Source organism: Arthrobacter sp. StoSoilB19 (assembly GCF_019977275.1).
GTDB lineage: Bacteria > Actinomycetota > Actinomycetes > Actinomycetales > Micrococcaceae > Arthrobacter.
The window spans coordinates 2093390-2111229 of sequence record NZ_AP024650.1 but is presented as its reverse complement, the minus strand read 5'-3'; the positions used below and the strand labels follow the sequence as shown (position 1 = coordinate 2111229).

Sequence of the window (17840 nt, the reverse complement as noted above, 5' to 3'; positions counted from 1 at the left end):
CCACTACGGGAGGGTGATGAGTCCCGTGGCGTTGGTGCGTGCTGCCTCGAAACGCTTGGCAACGTCCGCCCAGTTGACGATGTTCCAGAAGGCCTTGACGTAGTCGGCCTTCACGTTGACGTAGTCCAGGTAGAAGGCGTGCTCCCACATGTCCAGCATCAGCAGCGGGGTGGTTCCCAGTGCCGTGTTGCCCTGCTGGTCGTACAGCTGCTCGATGACGAGGTTTCCGCCGATGGGCTCGTAGGCGAGGAAGCCCCAGCCCGATCCCTGGAGGCCCAGGGCAGCGGCGGAGAACTGTGCACGGAAGGCATCGAAGGAGCCGAAGGCGTCATCGATCGCGGCAGCCAGCTCGCCCTCGGGCTTGTCGCCGCCGTCCGGGGAGAGGTTCTTCCAGAACACGGAGTGGTTGATGTGGCCGCCGGTGTGGAACGCGAGGTCCTTGGAAAGCCGGTTGATGTTGGCGAAGTCGCCCTTTTCGCGCGCCTCGGCCAACTGGGCGAGGGCGTTGTTGGCGCCTGCCACGTAGGCGGCGTGGTGCTTGCTGTGGTGCAGTTCCATGATCCGCGCGGAAATGTGCGGTTCGAGGGCGGCGTAGTCGTAGCTGAGTTCCGGCAATACGTACTCGGTCACAAAATCCTCCAATATCGTGGACCCGTCAGGCCCGGTTGGTAACTCTCGGATTGTGCATCCGGGCAGCTGGTGCCCGGAATTATTTTTGATTCTATGGGGCGGTTACTCGTCCAGCATTTCGGGCGTCACATTGGCGTCCGTTCCGGGAATGCCCAGGTCAAGGGCGCGCTTGTCCGCCATGGCCAGCAGCCGGCGGATCCTGCCGGCAATAGCATCCTTGGTCATGACGGGGTCGGCCAGGCGGCCCAGCTCGTCCAGGCTGGCCTGCTTGTGCGCCACCCGCAGTTCGCCTGCGTACTTCAGGTGGTCCGGAACGTCGTCGCCGAGGATTTCCAGTGCCCGGTCCACCCTTGCCCCTGCCGCCACCGCTGCCTGTGCGGAACGGCGCAGGTTGGCGTCGTCGAAGTTGGCGAGGCGGTTGGCGGTTGCCCTGACCTCCTTGCGCATGCGGCGCTCCTCCCAGACCATCAGGGCGTCGTGGGCTCCCATGCGGGTCAGGAGTGCGGCGATGGTGTCACCGTCGCGAATCACCACCCGGTCCACTCCCCTGACTTCCCTGGCCTTGGCCTGGATGTCCAGGCGGCGGGCCGCGCCCACCAGGGCCAGGGCGGATTCTGGCCCCGGGCAGGTGACCTCCAGCGATGATGACCGGCCGGGTTCCGTGAGGGAGCCGTGGGCCAGGAAGGCCCCGCGCCAGACGGCCTCGGCGTCCGCCGCGGAACCGTTCACGACGGCGGACGGCAGGCCGCGCACGGGGCGTCCGCGTCCGTCCAGGAGGCCGGTCTGGCGTGCCAGCGCCTCGCCGTCACGGACTACGCGGACGACGTAGCGGCTGGCGCGCCGGAGTCCGCCGGCGGAAACGACGATGATTTCGCTTTGGTGTCCGTAGACCTCTGCGATGGCGGCACGGAGCCTGCGCGCCGTAGAGGCCAGGTCCACTTCCGCCTCGATGACGATCCGGCCGGAGATGATGTGCAGTCCCCCGGCAAACCGGAGCATGGCGGAAACCTCAGCCTTGCGCACTGATGACTTCTTGATGTCCAGACGGGACAGTTCTTCCTTGACTGATGCTGTCAGTGCCATGGCACCTTCCTAACTGTTCCCAAAAATGTCCTGGTACGCCGTCGCCAGCCGCAGCGGCTCGTGGACAGGGCGGCGTCCCGACGCCCCTACTTTACCCAAGACCACCTCTGCGCCGATCATGCCGGCGGCCTTCTCGAACTCCCGGCGGTCCGGTATGGAGGTGGGATCGGCCAGGACCACGTCCACGCTGAACTCCGGCGCGTAGCGCCGCAGGACGTGGAGATGGTCCGCCGCCGTCATGCCCGTGGTTTCCTTGGTGTCCGTGGCAAGGTTCATGGTCAGGCAGCGTTTGGCGGGGGTGCTGCAGAGGGCCTGGCGCATCTCCGGCAGGAGCAGGTGCGGCAGGACGGACGTGTACCAGGAGCCCGGACCCAGGACCACCCAGTCCGCCAGTTCGATGGCCGTCAGGGCGTCCGTGCAGGCCGGCGCCGCTTTCGGCAGGAGGCGGACCTCCTCGAGTGAGCCTGCCACGGCACAGCGGGCCTGGCCGTGGATGGTTTGCAGCGCGGTTGAGCCGTCAGGTGCGGTCACGCGCACATCACCTTCAATGGTGAGTGGCACGGTGGACATGGGCAGGACCTGGCCGCGGGCGCCCAGCAGGGCACCCGCCCATTTGAGCCCTGCGACGGTGTCCCCCAGCAGTTCCCAGAGCGTGACGATCAGCAGGTTCCCCATGGCGTGCTCGTCCAGCGATCCGCCAGGTCCCTTTGCGGCGCGGAACCGGTGCTGCATGACATCGCGCCAGGTACGGCCCCAGTCGGTGTCGTCGCAGAGCGCAGACAGCGCCATGCGGAGGTCTCCCGGCGGAAGGACACCGTACTCCTCGCGCAGACGCCCCGACGACCCGCCGTCGTCCGCCACTGTGACCACCGCGGTGAGTTCGGAGGTGAGCAGGCGGAGCGCGGACAGCGAGGCCGCAAGGCCGTGGCCGCCGCCCAGGGCCACCACGTTGGGGCCCTTGTCCTGCTGGCCCGAGCCCTTGCCGGCGGCAGGCGGCACCAGGGGCAGTGCTCCGGTGAAAAGTGCCATTATTCGCGGCCCAGATCCCGGTGCGCGGTGGTCACCGTGACCCGGGGGTACTGCGCAAGTTTCTTGGAAAGTTCCACGGCGACCGCAACGGAGCGGTGCTTGCCGCCCGTACAGCCGACGGCGATGGTGGCGTAGTGCTTGTTCTCCCTGCGGTAGCCCTCCAGGACGGGTTCGAGTGCCAGGACATACCGGTCCACGAAGTTCTTGACGCCTTCGGCCTCGAGCACGTAGTCGCTGACGTCCTTGTCCAGGCCCGTCAGCGGGCGCAGCTGCGGTACCCAGTGCGGGTTGGGGATGAACCTGACATCGGCCACATAGTTGGCGTCCACCGGCAGGCCGTACTTGAAGCCAAAGCTCATGACATTCAGCCGAAGCGCCACCGGACCGGTTTCGCTGAACAGTTCGGTGATGGCGGTGGCCAGCCCGTGGACGTTGTAGTTGGAGGTGTCGAGGACGACGTCGGAGCTGTCGCGCAGTTCCTGCAGCAGCTCACGTTCGGCAGCGATGCCGTCCAGGATCCGTCCGCCGCCCTGCAGCGGATGGGGCCGCCGCCCCTGTTCGAACCGCCGGACCAGGACGTTGTCGCTGGCGTCGAGGAACAGGACGCGGAAGGTGACACCGCTCGCGGCGAGTGCGCCCAGGGCTGCGCGGATGTCCGCGAAAAGGCCCTTGCTGCGGACGTCGATCACCACTGCCAGCCGGGGGATGGACTGCGGGGCGTGCGAAACAAGCTCCGCCAGCGTGCCCAGCATCTGGGGCGGGAGGTTCTCCACGACATACCAGCCATGGTCCTCCAGGGCGTCCGCGGCGGTGCTCCGCCCGGCGCCGGACATTCCGGTGACCACCAGCAGTTCCGCTTCGAGCGGTTTGACGGGCTCCAGCCCGTCCTGATCCGCTCCGGATCCCGCCGTCGTGTCTGCCATGAAGCCTGCCCCGTTTCCTCGTTGTCCACCGGCAGCCGTGATGGCACTGCCCGTCCTTTACCCTAGCTAAATTTCCGGGAACTCCGCTAAGTCTCGATGATTTCGCCGGTGGTCATGTTGATCGCGGGCACGGCAACGGCCTCGGGCCCGTCAGCGGCGAAGTGGTTCACGATGGCGCTGGCGAGTGCCGGACCAATCCCCTTTGCCTGCGAAAGCTCTTCCACGGTTGCGGCCTTCACGCCCTTGACCGATCCAAAGTGGGCCAGCAGGGCCCTGCGCTTGGAGGCGCCCAGGCCCGGAACAGCGTCCAGCGCGGACACGGTCATGGCCTTGCCGCGCTTTTGCCGGTGGAAGGTGATGGCGAAGCGGTGCGCCTCGTCACGGATCCGCTGGAGCAGGTACAGCCCCTGGGAGGTCCGGGGCAGGATGACGGGAAAGTCGCTGTCCGGAAGCCACACTTCCTCCAGCCGCTTGGCCAGGCCCACCACGTAGACGTCGTCGATGCCCAGGTCCTTCAGGGCGCGGGCCGCTGCGTTCACCTGTGGCTGCCCGCCGTCCACCACCACCAGGTTGGGCGGGTAGGCGAACCTGGCCTTGGGTGCAGGAGTGGTGGTGTCCAGCACGGCGCTGTCCGCGTCCGGTTCCAGGCCCTCGGATGCCAGGACGGATTCGTCCACCTGCGCGGACTTGTCCTGCAGGTAGTGCCGGAACCGCCGGGTCAGGACATCATGCATGGCCGCCGTGTCATCGGCGGCCGCGGGGCCGGTAATGGAGAACTTGCGGTAGTCCGACTTCTTGGGCAGCCCGTCCTCCACCACCACCATGGATGCCACCACGTTGGTGCCCTGGACATGGGAGACGTCGAAGCATTCGATCCGGAGCAGGGGCACGGGCAGGTCCAGTGCCTCCTGGAGTTCCTGGAGGGCCTGGGACCTGACGGTGAGGTCCCCGGCGCGCCGCGTCTTGTGCAGCTTCAGCGCGTGCTCGGCATTCTCGCGGACGGTGGACATCAGCGCCGCCTTGTCTCCGCGCTGCGGCACCCGGATGTCCACCTTGGCGCCACGGATGCCGCCCAGCCATTTGGCAAGGTCCTCCGCGTTGCTGGGCGCCACGGGCACCAGGACTTCGCGCGGCAGCCGGCCATGGGTGTCGCCGTCCTCGCCGTAGACCTGCTGGAGCAGGTGCTCCACCAGGTCCGGAGTGGTGAAATCCTCCACCTTTTCCACCACCCAGCCGCGCTGGCCGCGGATCCTGCCGCCGCGGACGTGGAACACCTGGACGGCGGCTTCCAGCTCATCCTCATGCAGGGCGAAGACGTCTGCATCCGTGTCCTCGGACAGCACCACGGCGTTCCGTTCGAAGACCTTGCGCAGGGCCGTGATGTCGTCGCGGAGCCGGGCGGCGTGCTCATAGTCCAGCCTCGCCACGGCGTCGGCCATCTGCTTTTCCAGCTTGTTGATGAACCGCTTGGCCTCGCCTCCCATGAAGGCGCAGAAATCCTCGGCAAGTGCCTTGTGGTCCTCCGGCGAGATCCGGCCCACGCAGGGCGCGGAGCACTTGTCGATGTATCCCAGCAGGCACGGCCGCCCGCTGGCCTCCGCCCGCTTGAAGACGCCGGCGCTGCAGCTCCGGACCTGGAAGACGCGGAGCAGGGTGTCCATGGTCTCGCGGATGGCCCCGGCGGTGTACGGGCCGAAGTAGCGGGTCCCCTTCCGCTTGTCCCCCCGCATGACCTGTACCCGGGGGTACTTTTCGTTCATGGTCACGGCGAGGTAGGGATAGGTCTTGTCGTCCCGGAACACCACATTGAACCGTGGCTTGAATTCCTTGATCCAGGTGTATTCCAGCTGCAGCGACTCGAGTTCGCTGCCAACGACCGTCCACTCGACGCTGCTGGCCGCGTGCACCATGGCATAGGTCTTGGGCAGCAGTCCGGCCGGGTTGGCGAAATACGAGTTCAGCCTGGACCGCAGGCTTTTCGCCTTGCCCACATAGATGACCCGGCCGTGCGGATCACGGAACCGGTATACGCCCGGGTTGGTGGGGATTTCACCGGTTTTGGGCCGGTAACTTGCTGGATTTGCCACCTATCAAGTCTACTGAGTCGCGCCGGGTCTCCCTGCCAGCCGGCCAGGACGGGGTCCGTTCCGGCTGTCCCTGGCCGGCTTGCCGGCTATTCCGGGGTCTTGCTCTGGTTGTAACTGGCCGAACGTTCCTGGCCGCTGAGTTCGGCGATGGCGTCCATGATGCGGTCCGTGACCTCGCGGCGGGCAGGCAGGGAGTGGTCCGGGCCGGTCTTGTCGAAGTACAGCGGCTCCCCCACCTTCATGGTGAAGTGCTGCGGCCTGACCCCCTTCTCGCCGGCGCGCTGCAGCTTCTCGGTGCCGATCAGGCCCACGGGAATCACCGGCGCCCCGGTAGTGAGCGCCAGCCAGCCGACCCCGGTGCGTCCCCGGTAGAGGATGCCGTCCCGGGAACGGGTTCCCTCAGGGTAGATGCCGATGCCGCGGCCTGACTCCAGGATATCCAGCAGTGTCTTGAGCGCCTGGACACTTGCGGCCTGTTCGCCGCGCTCCACCGGAATGGAGCCCACGGATTCGAAGAACGCCTTCATGACCTTGCCCTTGACGCCGCCGGTGGTGAAGTATTCGGCTTTGGCGAAGAAGGCGACCGGCCGCGGCATCAATGCCTGGACGATCACGCTGTCGAAGAAGGACAGGTGGTTGGGAGCCACGATAAACGGGCCGTCGGAGGGGACATTGTCCAGCCCGACGACGGTGGGCCGGCAGGTGCCGGAGATCAGGTTGCGGGTGGTCCAGCGGACGGCATCAAACATTTCCATCGTTGCTCACCCCGCTCATTGCCGCGACGTGGACGGCCTGCAGACGCTCGATGACCGCGACCAGCTCCTCATCGGTGCTGACGACAGCCACGGAGCCGGCTTCCTCCAGTTCCCCGTCCGGAGCGAACCCCCATGCGACGCCGATGCAGTCCAGTCCGTTGGCGATGGCCCCGGACACGTCCTGGGCGCGGTCCCCCACCATAATGGCGTGCTGCGTGTCCAGATCCCGCAGGGCGGCGGCGATGATCTGGGTCTTGCCCAGGGGAACACCGTCCACTGCCGCTTCGTCATCGCCGGAGCCGTGGATTCCGTGGAAGAGGCCGTCGATGCCATGATGCGCCAGCACCGTATGCGCCAGACGCTGTGGCTTTTGGGTGGCTACTGCCACAGGCCGGCCCGCTGCGGCGAAGGATTCAAGGATCCCGCGGATGCCCGGGTACAGCCGGCTTTGGGCGATTCCGGTGGCCACGTAGTGTTCGCGGTACCGGCGGACCACCTCTTCCAGGCGGTCCGCCGGTACCTTTGCCACGTTGAGCAGGGAATCGCTCAGCTTGGGGCCGATCATCGCGTTGAGCAGGTCCTGGCCGGGAACCGGGAGCCCCAGTCCGCGGAGGGCCGCGGCAATCCCCTCGGTTATGCCACCTGCCGGGTCGACAAGAGTGCCGTCCAGGTCAAAGATCACGGGCACTGTTGTTGAAGTCACCGGGTTAGTTTCTCATGACAGCAGGAGTGCCTGAAACTCGCATTCCCCGTGAGGAATATTTCGGTGGAATTTCATCCGGTCAGCCGAGTATCTCGGCCAGGAACTTCCCGGTGTGGCTGGTGCCGGACTTGGCCACCTGCTCCGGCGTTCCGGCCGCGACAATCTGGCCGCCGCCCGAACCGCCGTCGGGCCCGAGGTCAACCAGCCAGTCGGCACTCTTGATGACGTCCAGGTTGTGCTCGATGGTGATCACCGTGTTCCCCTTGTCCACCAGCCCCTGCAGGACCATCAGCAGCTTGCGGATGTCCTCAAAGTGCAGGCCAGTGGTGGGCTCGTCCAGGACGTAGATGCTGCGGCCGTTGGAGCGTTTCTGCAGCTCCGCCGCGAGCTTGACGCGTTGCGCTTCACCGCCGGAGAGGGTGGTGGCAGGCTGTCCGAGGCGGACATACCCGAGTCCCACGTCCACCAGGGTGTTCAGGTGCCGTGCGATGGGCGAGAAGGCCGCGAAGAACTCGGCGCCCTCTTCGATGGGCATGTTGAGGACGTCGGCGATGGTCTTGCCCTTGTAGTGCACCTCCAGGGTCTCCCGGTTGTAGCGCGCACCGTGGCACACCTCGCAGGGGACGTACACGTCAGGCAGGAAGTTCATCTCGATCTTCAGCGTGCCGTCGCCGGAGCAGGCCTCGCAGCGGCCGCCTTTGACGTTGAACGAGAAACGGCCGGGCAGGTAGCCGCGGACCTTGGCCTCGGTGGTTTCGGCGAAGAGCTTGCGGATGTTGTCGAAGACACCGGTGTACGTGGCCGGGTTGGACCGCGGCGTGCGGCCGATGGGGCTTTGGTCTACATGGACCACCTTGTCGAGGTGCTCCAGGCCCTGGACCGTCTTGTGCCGTCCGGCCACCTGCTTGGCGCCGTTGAGCTTGTTGGCCAGCACCTTGTAGAGGATTTCATTGACCAGGGTGGACTTGCCCGAACCACTCACGCCCGTCACCGCGGTGAAAAGACCCAGCGGGAAGGCTGCGTCGACGTTCAGGAGGTTGTTCTCCCGTGCGCCCAATACCTTGATCTCGCGCTTCTTGTCGTACTTGCGCCGCTTCCGGGGCACCTCGATGGCCTTGCGGCCGGACAGGTAGTCGCCGGTCAGGGACTCCTTGTTGTCCAGCAACTCCTTGTAGGTCCCCGAGTGGACCACCTGGCCGCCATGCTCGCCCGCGCCGGGTCCGATGTCCACGATCCAGTCGGCCACGTGGATGGTGTCCTCGTCGTGCTCCACGACGATCAGGGTGTTTCCCATGTCGCGGAGCCGGGTGAGGGTTTCGATGAGCCTGCGGTTGTCCCGCTGGTGCAGCCCAATGGAGGGTTCATCCAGGACGTAGAGGACGCCCACCAGGCCGGAGCCGATCTGGGTGGCGAGCCGGATGCGCTGCGCTTCGCCGCCGGACAGGGTGGCCGAGGGGCGCTCCAGGTTGAGGTATTCCAGCCCCACGTCCAGCAGGAAGGTCAGGCGGGCCTGGATCTCCTTGAGGACCTGGTGGGCGATCTGCGCCTCGCGCCCGGTCAGCACCAGGTTGTTGAGGAAATCCGCGCAGTCCCGCATGGGCAGCGCGGCAACCTCGGCGATGGACTTGCCGTTGATCAGCACCGACAGGGATGCCGGGTTGAGCCGCGCGCCGTTGCAGGCGGGGCAGGGAACCTGCCGCATGTACTCCTCGTAGCGGTCGCGGGCCCAGTCGGAATCGGTCTCGCCGTGCTTGCGGTGGACGTACTGGATGGCGCCTTCAAACCCGGTGCTGTACTTGCGTTCGCGGCCAAAGCGGTTGCGGTACTGCACCACCACCTTGTGGTCCTTGCCGTGCAGGATGGTCTGGCGCACGTCCTTGCCCAGCTTCTCCCACGGCGTGGTCATGGAGAAGCCAACCTCCTTGGCCAGGCCCTCGAGGAGCCGGTTCCAGTACTCCGTGGTGGCAGTACCCAGTGACCAGGGCGCGATGGCTCCCTCCGACAGGGAGAGTTCCGGGTTGGGAACAATGAGTTCCTCGTCAACCTCGAGGCGGGTGCCGATGCCGCTGCAGGCGGCGCAGGCGCCGAAGGGGTTGTTGAACGAGAAGGAGCGCGGCTCGATTTCGTCGATGGCCAGGGGGTGCTCGTTGGGGCAGGCGAGGTTCTCGGAGAACGCCCGGATCCTTTCGGGGGCGTCCGCGTCCACGTCGACGAACTCCGCCAGGACCCGGCCCTCGGCCAGTCCCAGCGCGGTCTCGATGGAGTCGGTGAGCCGCTGGCTGATGCCTTCCTTGACCACCAGGCGGTCAACCACCACTTCGATGGTGTGCTTGAACTGCTTGCCCAGCTTGGGGGGATCGTTGAGCTGGACGAGGTTGCCGTCCACCCGCGCCCGGGAGTAGCCCTTTGCGGTGAGTTCCTTGAAGAGGTCCACGAACTCGCCCTTGCGGCCACGCACCACCGGCGCCAGGACCTGGAAGCGGGTTCCCTCGTCGAGTTCGAGGAGCTGGTCCACAATCTGCTGCGGCGTCTGCTTTGACACGGGTTCACCACAGACGGGGCAGTGCGGCCTGCCGACGCGCGCCCACAGCAGGCGCATGTAGTCGTAGATCTCGGTGATGGTTCCTACAGTGGACCGCGGGTTCTTGCTGGTGGATTTCTGGTCGATGGATACAGCCGGGGAGAGCCCTTCGATGAAATCGACGTCGGGCTTGTCCACCTGGCCCAGGAACTGGCGTGCGTAGGCGGACAGCGATTCGACGTAGCGGCGCTGGCCTTCGGCAAAGATTGTGTCGAACGCCAGCGAGGACTTGCCGGAGCCGGAGAGGCCGGTGAAGACGATCATGGCGTCGCGCGGCAGGTCGAGGTCCACGTTGCGCAGGTTGTGCTCCCGCGCGCCCTTCACCACAAGGCGGGAGAGGTCCGGGCGCTGCGGGGCGGCGGCGGCAGGGACCGCGAAGGACGTGGAGGGGGCAGGGGTCTCTTCAGCTACGGCTTTAGGCACCCCATTATGCTAATCGAAAACTTTTTCGAACACTCGCGGTTCCGCCGTCAGGGAACATCGTAGGCGGCCGCCAGGATTTTCACGGCCTCGGCAAAGCTGGCCCCTTGGGATTTGGCGACGGCGGCGTATGCGGCGGCTGCGGCGGACAGGCCGCCCAGGCGCTCGTCACGCGCGGCAACCACCGTACCGTTCCGGCCACGGGTGGTGACGATCCCGGCGGCCTCCAGTTCCTTGTACGCCCTGGCCACGGTGTGCGGGGCGACGTCGAGCTTCTCCGCCAGGGCCCGCACGGCAGGCAGCCTGGTGCCCGGCGCCAACGCGCCGCTGTCCGCCAGATGGATGACCTGAAGCCGGAGTTGCTCGAACAGCGCCACGCTGCTGGCCGGGTTGGGGCGCCAGGACCCCGGGAAGTCGCCTGCGGCGCTCACAGGCCGCCCTCCAGGATGCCCGCGCGGCCGTCGCGTTCGGCGAACTGTGCGTTGTACAGCCGGGCGTAGTAGCTGTTGGCGGCAAGGAGGCTGTCATGCGTGCCCTGCTCGACGATCCGTCCATGGTCCATGACGAGAATTAGATCAGCGTTCCGGATGGTGGACAAACGGTGGGCAATCACGAAACTGGTCCGCCCCTGGCGCAGCCGCTGCATCGCCTGGCGGATGAGCACCTCCGTCCTGGAATCGACCGAACTTGTGGCCTCATCCAGGACCAGCACACTGCGCCCGGCGAGCTGCGCCCTGGCGATGGTGATGAGCTGCCGCTGCCCCTGGCTGAGCTGCTCGCCGCCGTTCTCCAGGACTGTGTCGTAGCCGCGCGGCAGGGACCTGATGAAACGGTCCGCGTGCGTTGCCTCCGCGGCGGCAACTATGGCCGCATCCGCAGCGCCTGGCAGCCCGTAGGCGATGTTTTCCCGGATGGTCCCGGCAAAAAGCCAGGAATCCTGGAGCACCACGCCGAACCTGCCCCGCAGCTGGTCGCGGGGAATTTCCGCGATGTCCCTTCCGCCCATGGTGATCCTGCCGGACGAAGGTTCCAGGAACCGCATCAGCAGGTTCACCACGGTGCTCTTGCCCGCGCCCGTGTGCCCCACGATGGCCACCGCCTGGCCCGGTTCCACCGTGAAGGTGAGGTTGCTGACCGCCGGAACGGAACCGGGATAGCTGAAGGTGACGTCATGGAAGACGATGCGGCCGGCGGCGGGAGCGCCGGCCGCTGCGCCGGCCGGTTCCTGGAGGTCTTCCCCGGCATCGAGGAGCACGAAAACCCTTGCCGCCGAGGCTGCGCAGGACTGAATAACGTTGAGCAGGCCGCCGATTTGCCCCACCGGCTGGGTGAACAGCCGGCTGAATTGGATGAAGGCCTGGACGCCGCCGATGGTCATGGCGCCTGCGATGACCTGCAGCGCACCCACCACTGCGACAGCAATGTAATTGAGGTTGGACATCAGCACCATCAGCGGCTGGACCACACCGGCTGAGTACTGGGCTTTGGCTGCCGCCCGGGCCAGGCGGCCGTTGCTGCGGCTGAAGACCTCCGTGGCCTGCGCCTGCCGGCCAAAGGCCTTGATGACTTCATGCCCGCTGATGAATTCCTCCACGTGCGCGTTGAGTTCGCCGGTCTCCTTCCATTGCCTGGCGAAATGCTCCTGGGACCGCCGGGCCACCAGGACGGTGATCCAGGTGGAAACGGGGACGCTGGCAATGGCAATGGCCGCGAGCAGCGGCGAGATCCACAGCATCATGGCCAGCGACCCGCAGAGCATCAGGACGGACACGATGAGCTGGGTCAGAACCTGGTTCAGGGCCTGGGCAATGTTGTCGATGTCGTTGGTGGCCCGGCTCAGGACATCCCCGCGGGAGCGTTCCCGGAAATACGTGGAGGGGAGCCGGTGCAGCTTGTCCTCAAGCGCTGCTCGCAGGCCATACATAAGTCCCTGCACCGCACGTGCCGTCAGAGCGCCCTGGATCCAGTTGAAGAGGGAAGCGAAAACATACATCAAGGCCACGGCTGCCAGCAGGACTCCGAGGCGCTGGTCCAGGCTTCCCTGGAAGATGCCCTGCACCACCATGTCCGTGGCGTCGCCCAGATACTTGGGGGCGGCAACGTTGACCCCTGCGAAGGCGCACGTTGCCGCCACGGCCCCCAGCATCTGCAGCCGGAACGGGCGCAGCAGGCCAAGGAGCCTGCGGGCGGTCGGCCAGAACCTGTGCGCCGTTTCCGCGGATTCCTCCACCGCCGTCACAGCGTGCCGTCCAGCGCGAGCTGGGATTCTGCGATTTCCCGGTAGGTGGCGGACGTTTCCAGCAGCTCCCTGTGCGTTCCCTGCGCAACCAGCCGGCCGTCGTCGAGCACCAGGATGAGATCCGCGTCTTCGACCGCGGAAATGCGCTCGGCCACGATGATGACCGTTGCGGCGGCGAGCGCCTGGTCAAGTGCGCGCCGCAGCCTGGTGTCGGTGTCATAGTCCAGCGCGGAGAAGCTGTCGTCAAAGAGGTAGAGGGGCGCTTTGCGCAGGAGGGCCCTGGCGATGCAGAGCCTTTGCCGCTGGCCGCCCGACAGGCTGGCGCCGCCCTGGCCGACGGGGGTGGCAAGTCCAAGCGGGAGGTCGCGCATGAAACGCATGGTCTGGGCAGCCTCCAGGACAGCCCACAGTTCCTGGTCCGTGGCGTCGGGGTCCGCCATCCGCAGGTTGTCTGCGATGGTTCCCGTAAAAAGGTGGGAGTGCTGGGGCACGATAGCCATGGCAGCGCGGAGTTGGTCCAGGGGCAGGTGGCGGATGTCGTGGCCGGCAAGGGTGATGCGGCCGTGGGTGGGGTCCAGGAAACGCGGGATCAGGTTCAGCAGCGTGGTCTTGCCGCTTCCGGTGGAGCCCACGATTGCTGTGGTGGTACCGGGAGCTGCCGTGAAACTGATGTCCGCGAGCACGGGCGCTTCTGCTCCCGGATAAGAGAAGGCAACATCGTGGAACGCCAGCGTTGCCTGCCGCCCCGGCAGCACGGCGCCGGGCGGCGGAGGCGCGGCTGCCTTGTCACTGGCTGCCTTGTCGCTGGCCGCTCGGTCACTGGCCGCAGTGTGATTGCCCGGATCGCCGACGGACGGCTCGGTGTCAAGGACCGCCTGGATGCGTTCCGCGCAGACTGCCGCCCGCGGCGCCGTCATGAGCACGTACATGGACATCATGATCGCCAGCAGTATCTGCATGATGTAGGCGATGAACGCCGTGAGCGCCCCAAGGTTCATCTGGCCTGCCTGGATCCGGTGCCCGCCGAACCACACCACCGCAACCGAGCTGGTATTGACCACCAGCATGATGATGGGCAGCATCCCCGCCACCAGGAGCGCGGACTGCAGGTTGTTGGCGGTGAGGCCGGCGTTGGTTTCCGCAAACCGCCGGACCTCATGGCCCTGGCGGACAAAGGCGCGGATGACATCCACCCCGATGATCTGCTCGCGAAGAATCCCGCCGGACCGGTCCAGCAGGTCCTGGCCCTCACGGTAGAGCGGAATCAGCCGCCTGACAATCAGGTACATGATCAGCAGGAGCAGGGGCACGATGACGATCACCACCAGGGACAGCGCAACATCCTGCTGCACGGCCAGGACGATGCCGCCTACGCCCATGGCGGGCCCGGCAAAGAGCATGGTGAAGACAAGCACCGCGAAGGCCTGGATCTGCTGGACATCGTTGGTGGCGCGGATGGTCAGGCTCTGTGTTCCGAACAGGGCCACGTCCTGGGAGGACAGGGACTGGATCCGGGTGAAAACCTCGGCCCGCAGGCGGTGCCCGATCCTCATGGCCACCACCGCCCCAAGGTAGCCGGCAGCAATGGCGGACGCTGCCTGCACCACGGCAATGACGGCCATGAGCACGCCAAGGCGCGAGACCACCCCCGGCTCCCCTGCGACAATCCCGTCATCGATAATGGCGGCGTTCACGGTGGGCAGCAGCAGGTTTGCCGCCGCCTGGATCAGCTGAAGGAAAACGATCGCCCATACATACGCGTATTGACCGGCAAGCTGCCGCTTCACGAGTCCGACCAGCAAAATACCCCCTGTAAATGCATGGGCCGAAGAGGGGGCCAGCGGCTTGACCCCTAAACCACAGTCGCCATTGTAAGCCAGATCACTTTTCACTGCTGTCACAGCCTGTGACGGGCGTGGAAAACCCGTTGGCCGGGTACCGGTTAGCCGGCCTTGCGGCCCACTGCGAAGATGCGGCGGAAAGGCAAAACGGTGCCGTGGACCCCGCGGGGGTAGGCGTCCCGCAAAGAGGCCGCGTACTCGGTCTCGAAGCTCCTGGCGTCCTCCTCGCCCAGGGCGGCCATCACAGGCCGCAGTGCCGTGCCCCGGACCCATTCCAGCACGGGGTCCGGCCCCGGCAGGACCTGCAGGTAGGTGGTTTCCCACGCATCCGCCGCGCAGCCGGCGTCGAGCAGGATCCGCAGGTATTCCTCCGGCTCCCCCACTGCCTCCCCGCCCCGCAGCACACCGTCCAGCTTTGCAGCCCAGCGGTCCGACCCCGCGAGGTTCCGCATCAGGGAGTGCGAGGGGGCGTTGAAATTTCCGGGTACCTGCAGGGCGAACCAGGCCCCCGGCCGGAGCACTTCCAGCCACTTGCGCATCATGTCCTGGTGGCCCGGAACCCACTGCAGGGCGGCGTTGCTGACCACAACGTCCGTCTCCGGACTGGGCATCCAGCCCTCGATGCCGGCCTGCTCAAAGCGAAGGGAGGGCTTCTCCTCCGCCAGTGCCGACGCCTTTGCCAGCATGTCCGCGGAGGAATCCAGGCCCAGGACCCGGGCGCCCGGCCAGCGGTCAGCCAGGGTTGCCGTCAGGTTCCCTGGCCCGCAGCCCAGGTCGACCACGTGCTTGGGCCGGTCGGCATGGATCCGGGCCGTGAGATCGAAGAACGGCCGGTTCCGGTAGTCGCCGAACTGGACATACTTGGCGGGGTCCCACTTCATGAATCTCTCCAGCTTCTGACGCGCACACGGGCAAGGCGTAGCCTAACCCGCCAGGGACTCCGGATCCGGCCGCAACGTGGCACTAAGGTTGAAGTCAATGAAACTCGTTGACCAGCTGATCGATCTGCCCGCCCCCGCCCCATCCGCCGCCGTCGACCCCGACGCCCTTTACACCCGGTTCGTGGAGTGGACGGAAAGCCGGGGCCTGTCGCTGTACCCGGCACAGGACGAGGCCATCATGGAGCTGGCAACCGGGGCGAACGTCATCCTGGCCACGCCCACCGGCTCAGGGAAGTCCCTGGTGGCCATTGCGGCGCACTTCCAGGCCATGGCCCAGGGCCGCCGAAGCTATTACACGGCACCGATCAAAGCCCTGGTGTCCGAGAAATTCTTCGCGCTCTGCGACATCTTCGGAGCAGAGAACGTGGGCATGATCACCGGCGACTCCGGGGTGAACCAGGATGCTCCCATCATCTGCTGCACCGCCGAGATCCTGGCCAACATCGCGCTCCGGGAAGGCGCCGCAGCCGAACTCGGTGCGGTGATCATGGACGAGTTCCACTTCTACTCCGACCCGCAGCGCGGCTGGGCCTGGCAGGTCCCCCTCCTGGAGCTTCCGCAGGCCCAGTTCCTGCTGATGTCCGCCACCCTGGGCGATGTCACCCGGTTCGAGGAGGGGCTCACGGCGCTGACCGGACGTGCGACCACCACCGTCAGTTCCGCCGAACGGCCCATTCCGCTGCACTACTACTACCACCAGACACCCGTCCACGAGACGCTGGAGGAGTTGTTGTCCACCCGGCAGGTGCCCGTCTATGTGGTGCACTTCAGCCAGCTCGAAGCGATCGACCGTGCCCAGAACCTGATGAGCATCAACGTGTGCACCCGGGAGGAAAAGGACAAAATCGCGGAGCTGATCGCCAACTTCCGGTTTGCCGCGGGCTTTGGGAAGACGCTGAACCGCCTGGTCCGCCATGGGATCGGTGTGCACCACGCCGGGATGCTGCCCAAGTACCGGCGGCTGGTGGAGCAGCTGGCGCAGGCGGGGCTGCTGAAGGTCATTTGCGGCACGGACACCCTGGGCGTGGGCATCAACGTCCCCATCCGGACGGTGCTGCTCACGGCTTTGAGCAAGTACGACGGCGTCCGCACCCGGCTGCTCAACCCGCGTGAGTTCCACCAGATTGCGGGCAGGGCAGGCCGTGCGGGCTACGACACCGCCGGGACAGTGGTGGTGCAGGCACCCGAGCACGTGACTGAGAACGTCAAGGCGATGGCCAAGGCCACCGCCAAGTTCGGCGATGACCAGAAGAAGCTGCGCCAGGTGGTGAAGAAAAAGCCGCCCGAGGGCTTCGTCTCCTGGGGTGAGCCCACGTTCAAGCGGTTGGTGGAATCGGTACCGGACCCGCTGACGTCCAGCTTCACGGTAACGCACGCCATGTTGATGAACCTGATGGAGCGGCCCGGCGACCCGTTCGCGGCGGCCCGGCGGCTGCTCACCGAAAACCACGAGCCGCGCGCTTCCCAGCTGCGGCTGATGAAGAAGGCCCTGGGCATTTACCGGGAACTGCTGGCCGCCGAAGTGATCGAACGCATCCCGCCGGAGGAGCAAGGCCCCGATGGCCGTTCCGTCCGGCTGACCGTCCATCTGCAGCCGAACTTCGCGCTGAACCAGCCGCTCTCCCCCTTTGCGCTTGCCGCACTGGAGCTCCTTGACCCGGAGTCGCCGTCGTACGCCCTGGACGTGGTGTCCGTGATCGAGGCGACCCTGGAGAAACCGCGGCAGATACTGTCGGCGCAGCAGAAGAAGGCGCGCGGCGAAGCGGTGGCCGCCATGAAGGCTGAGGGCATCGACTACGACCAGCGGATGGCCATGCTGGACGAGGTCACCTACCCCCAACCGCTCGCGGAGATCCTGGGCGAGGCGTTCGAGGTCTACCGGAAGGCCGCGCCGTGGGTGGGCGACTTTGAGCTTGCACCCAAGTCGGTAGTGCGCGACATGTACCAGCGGGCGATGAACTTTGGCGAATTCGTCCAGTTCTACGGCCTGGCCCGGTCCGAAGGAATCGTGCTGCGGTACCTTGCCGATGCCTTCAAGGCGTTGCGCCAGACTGTTCCGCAGGACATGCTTCGCGAGGACCTGGAAGACCTGACCGCCTGGCTGGGTGAGCTGGTGCGGCAGGTGGACTCCAGCCTCCTGGACGAATGGGAGGAGCTGGCCTCCGGGGCGGCGCCGACGCCGCATGACGCGCCGCCTCCCCCGCCGCCGTCGCTCACCTCCAACATCCGCGCTTTCCGGGTGATGGTGCGCAACGAGATGTTCCGGCGGGTGGAACTGTTCGCTGACGAGGACGCCACGGCGTTGGGCGAGCTCGACGGCGGTTCCGGGTGGGGTGCCGAACGCTGGGAAGACGCGCTGGACGACTACTTCGACGAACACGATGACATCGGGACCGGGCCCGACGCCCGCGGTCCGGGCCTGCTCATGATCACCGAGGAACCCGGAACGTGGAAGGTGCGCCAGATCTTCGATGACCCGGCGGGCAACCACGACTGGGGGATCTCCGCCGAGGTGGATCTTGCGGGCTCGAATGCCACCGGGACAGCGGTGGTCAAGGTGACGGAGGTTAACCGGCTCTGACACCGACCTGGCCGGGGCAGCCGTCCC

General features: G+C 66.4%; 13 protein-coding genes. 1 reads left to right on the top strand and 12 read right to left on the bottom strand.

The window, feature by feature from the left end:
- Positions 1-3: 3 nt before the first annotated feature.
- The 12 genes from LDO86_RS09630 to LDO86_RS09575 form a co-directional block, all read right to left on the bottom strand.
- Positions 4-630 (bottom strand): superoxide dismutase, encoded by a 627-nt coding sequence (locus LDO86_RS09630; RefSeq protein ID WP_018771980.1) that lies wholly within the window; start codon positions 628-630, stop codon positions 4-6.
- 102 nt (positions 631-732) lie between these two features.
- Positions 733-1713 (bottom strand): DNA-binding protein WhiA, encoded by a 981-nt coding sequence (gene whiA / locus LDO86_RS09625; protein WP_015937022.1) that lies wholly within the window; start codon positions 1711-1713, stop codon positions 733-735.
- A gap of 9 nt (positions 1714-1722) precedes the next feature.
- Positions 1723-2742: a uridine diphosphate-N-acetylglucosamine-binding protein YvcK gene (yvcK, locus tag LDO86_RS09620; RefSeq protein WP_018771981.1), complete on the bottom strand. Its 1020-nt coding sequence runs from the start codon at positions 2740-2742 to the stop codon at positions 1723-1725.
- The gene (gene rapZ, locus LDO86_RS09615) at positions 2742-3665 is read right to left on the bottom strand and encodes an RNase adapter RapZ (protein ID WP_018771982.1); all 924 of its coding nucleotides are present in this window, start codon (positions 3663-3665) and stop codon (positions 2742-2744) included. The genes yvcK and rapZ overlap by 1 nt, the downstream gene beginning before the upstream one ends.
- A gap of 86 nt (positions 3666-3751) precedes the next feature.
- On the bottom strand, positions 3752-5752 hold the full coding sequence (gene uvrC, locus LDO86_RS09610) for an excinuclease ABC subunit UvrC (RefSeq protein ID WP_224084456.1): 2001 nt from the start codon (positions 5750-5752) through the stop codon (positions 3752-3754).
- 86 nt (positions 5753-5838) lie between these two features.
- On the bottom strand, positions 5839-6507 hold the full coding sequence (locus tag LDO86_RS09605; RefSeq protein WP_026266192.1) for a lysophospholipid acyltransferase family protein: 669 nt from the start codon (positions 6505-6507) through the stop codon (positions 5839-5841).
- Positions 6494-7210, bottom strand: a complete 717-nt coding sequence (locus LDO86_RS09600) for an HAD hydrolase-like protein (protein ID WP_026266193.1) — start codon at positions 7208-7210, stop codon at positions 6494-6496. The genes LDO86_RS09605 and LDO86_RS09600 overlap by 14 nt, the downstream gene beginning before the upstream one ends.
- A gap of 79 nt (positions 7211-7289) precedes the next feature.
- Positions 7290-10214: an excinuclease ABC subunit UvrA gene (uvrA, locus tag LDO86_RS09595; protein ID WP_018771986.1), complete on the bottom strand. Its 2925-nt coding sequence runs from the start codon at positions 10212-10214 to the stop codon at positions 7290-7292.
- Positions 10215-10261: 47 nt separating this feature from the next.
- On the bottom strand, positions 10262-10642 hold the full coding sequence (locus LDO86_RS09590) for a GntR family transcriptional regulator (protein ID WP_018771987.1): 381 nt from the start codon (positions 10640-10642) through the stop codon (positions 10262-10264).
- Positions 10639-12450, bottom strand: a complete 1812-nt coding sequence (locus tag LDO86_RS09585) for an ABC transporter ATP-binding protein (RefSeq protein ID WP_018771988.1) — start codon at positions 12448-12450, stop codon at positions 10639-10641. The genes LDO86_RS09590 and LDO86_RS09585 overlap by 4 nt, the downstream gene beginning before the upstream one ends.
- The gene (locus LDO86_RS09580) at positions 12447-14252 is read right to left on the bottom strand and encodes an ABC transporter ATP-binding protein (protein ID WP_018771989.1); all 1806 of its coding nucleotides are present in this window, start codon (positions 14250-14252) and stop codon (positions 12447-12449) included. The genes LDO86_RS09585 and LDO86_RS09580 overlap by 4 nt, the downstream gene beginning before the upstream one ends.
- 140 nt (positions 14253-14392) lie before the next feature.
- A complete protein-coding gene (locus LDO86_RS09575) occupies positions 14393-15172 on the bottom strand; it encodes a trans-aconitate 2-methyltransferase (protein ID WP_018771990.1) in 780 nt (259 codons plus the stop codon).
- Between the two features lie 97 nt (positions 15173-15269).
- Here LDO86_RS09575 and LDO86_RS09570 point away from each other — a divergent pair, with 97 nt between their 5' ends.
- Positions 15270-17813 (top strand): DEAD/DEAH box helicase, encoded by a 2544-nt coding sequence (locus tag LDO86_RS09570; protein WP_018771991.1) that lies wholly within the window; start codon positions 15270-15272, stop codon positions 17811-17813.
- The last annotated feature ends 27 nt before the right edge of the window (positions 17814-17840 follow it).

Coding starts and splice junctions, on each gene's coding strand:
- whiA (WP_015937022.1), bottom strand. CDS start 1,713: ATGGCACTGACAGCATCAGTCAAGGAAGAACTGTCCCGTCTGGACATC.
- yvcK (WP_018771981.1), bottom strand. CDS start 2,742: ATGGCACTTTTCACCGGAGCACTGCCCCTGGTGCCGCCTGCCGCCGGC.
- rapZ (WP_018771982.1), bottom strand. CDS start 3,665: ATGGCAGACACGACGGCGGGATCCGGAGCGGATCAGGACGGGCTGGAG.
- LDO86_RS09605 (WP_026266192.1), bottom strand. CDS start 6,507: ATGGAAATGTTTGATGCCGTCCGCTGGACCACCCGCAACCTGATCTCC.
- LDO86_RS09575 (WP_018771990.1), bottom strand. CDS start 15,172: ATGAAGTGGGACCCCGCCAAGTATGTCCAGTTCGGCGACTACCGGAAC.
- LDO86_RS09570 (WP_018771991.1), top strand. CDS start 15,270: ATGAAACTCGTTGACCAGCTGATCGATCTGCCCGCCCCCGCCCCATCC.